This is a genomic window from Allostella sp., assembly GCF_041913585.1.
In the GTDB taxonomy this organism is placed as follows: Bacteria; Pseudomonadota; Alphaproteobacteria; order ATCC43930; family Allostellaceae; genus Allostella.
On sequence record NZ_JAYSFE010000155.1, the window covers coordinates 1 to 1,598 of the forward strand.

Annotated in this window: 3 protein-coding genes; all 3 read right to left on the reverse strand. The window is 73.8% G+C overall.

Annotation, left to right across the window (positions count from 1 at the left end; all coding sequences use genetic code 11):
- On the reverse strand, nt 1-180 hold a 180-nt coding region (locus ACE3Q3_RS21065), incomplete at its 3' end, for a hypothetical protein (RefSeq protein WP_374449259.1).
- Nucleotides 181-264: 84 nt separating this feature from the next.
- The gene (locus ACE3Q3_RS21070) at nt 265-888 is read right to left on the reverse strand and encodes a protein-L-isoaspartate(D-aspartate) O-methyltransferase (RefSeq protein ID WP_374449279.1); all 624 of its coding nucleotides are present in this window, start codon (nt 886-888) and stop codon (nt 265-267) included.
- 29 nt (nt 889-917) lie between these two features.
- A partial coding sequence (gene surE / locus ACE3Q3_RS21075; protein ID WP_374449261.1) for a 5'/3'-nucleotidase SurE occupies nt 918-1,598 on the reverse strand: 681 nt, incomplete at its 5' end.

A 1,598-nucleotide genomic window follows, 5' to 3' on the forward strand; every position in this document is an offset into this window, starting at 1 on the left:
GCGCACCGCCGGCGACGCCTCGCCCGCGGCCGCGGGCGGCGCCTCCCGCGCCTCCTCCCGCTGCGGGTTCTCGGGATCCCACACCTCGATCGGCTCGTACCGGCTGCAGGCGCCGAGCGCGAACAGGGCCGCCGCGAGGAAGGCGGCAGCAGTGGGGCAGCAGGCTCGCCGTCCGTCCATCACGCGGGGGAATCTAGCGGCCCGGCCGAGTCACGGGCAAACGGCGCGCGGCGGGCGCGACGAAGGGCGGCAGCGGCGGCCGGTTCAGGCCGTCCGTCCCGCCGCGCCGCGCGGCAGCCCGGCGACCAGCGGCACGAATCGCACGGTCCCCATATCGTCGCAGACGAAGCCGTCGTCGGCGCGGACGATGCGCACCAGGCGCTGGGTGTCGCCGCGCTCGCCGACCGGAATGACCATGACCCCGCCGGGGGCGAGCTGCTCGGGCAGCGTATCGGGGATGTCGAGGCCGGCCGCGGTGACGATGATCCGGTCGAAGGGCGCCGATTCGGGCCAGCCCTTGGTGCCGTCGCCCCAGCGCGTCGTGACGTTGTGCAGGCGCAGTTCGCGGAAGCGCGCCTCCGCCGTCTGCAGCAGCGGCCGGTGGCGCTCGATCGTGTAGAGGCGCCGGCACAGCCGGGCGAGCACGGCCGCCTGGTAGCCCGAGCCGGTGCCGATCTCCAGCACCCGATGGCGGTCGCCGACCGCCAGCGCCTCGGTCATGCGGGCGACCACGGTCGGCTGGCTGATGGTCTGGCCGTGCCCGATCGGCAGGGCCGTGTCCTCGTAGGCCTGGTCGCGGAACATCTCGGGCACGAAGCTCTCGCGCGGGATGCGCTCCATCGCGCCCAGGACGCGCGTATCCCCGATCCCCTGCCGCCGCAGCTCCATGATGAGCCGGAGCTGGCGCGGCCCGGCTGTCACGGAAAGATCTCCGCCAGCGGCTTGAGGGTGGGGCGGTGGGTGAGGTCGAGATAGAGCGGGGTGACCGAGATCCGGAAGTTCCGCACGGCATGGAGGTCGGTGCCCTCGACCCCGTCGTCCTCGTCCCGGGTGGTGGCGATCCAGTAGTAGGGAAGGCCGCGCGGGTCGCGCCCCTCCTGCAGGGCGCCGCCGATCTTGTGCCGGCCCTGGCTCGTCGCCTGCACGCCGACGACGCTGGCCGGCGGACAGGGCGGGAAGTTGAGGTTGATGAGCACGTTCTTCGGCCAGCCGACGGCGCAGACGCGGCGGATGACGTCGGCGGCATGGTGCTCGGTCGCCGCCCAGTGCACCGGCTGCCCGGGCCGGGTGCACTGGCTGAGGGCGATCGACGGGATGCCGAGCTGGGTGCCCTCCATCGCCGCCGCGACCGTGCCCGAATAGGTCACGTCCTCGCCGAGGTTGGCGCCGCGGTTGACGCCCGACAGCACCAGCGTCGGCGGCTTCGCCTTCAGGAGCACGCGGCAGCCCATGAGGACGGCGTCGGTCGGCGTGCCGTCGACGGCATAGCGGCGGCGCGAGAGCTGGCGGATGCGCAAGGGGTAGCGCAGGGTCAGCGAATGGCCGGCGCCCGAATGCTCCTCCTCCGGCGCGACCGTCCAGACGTCGCGCGACAGCGA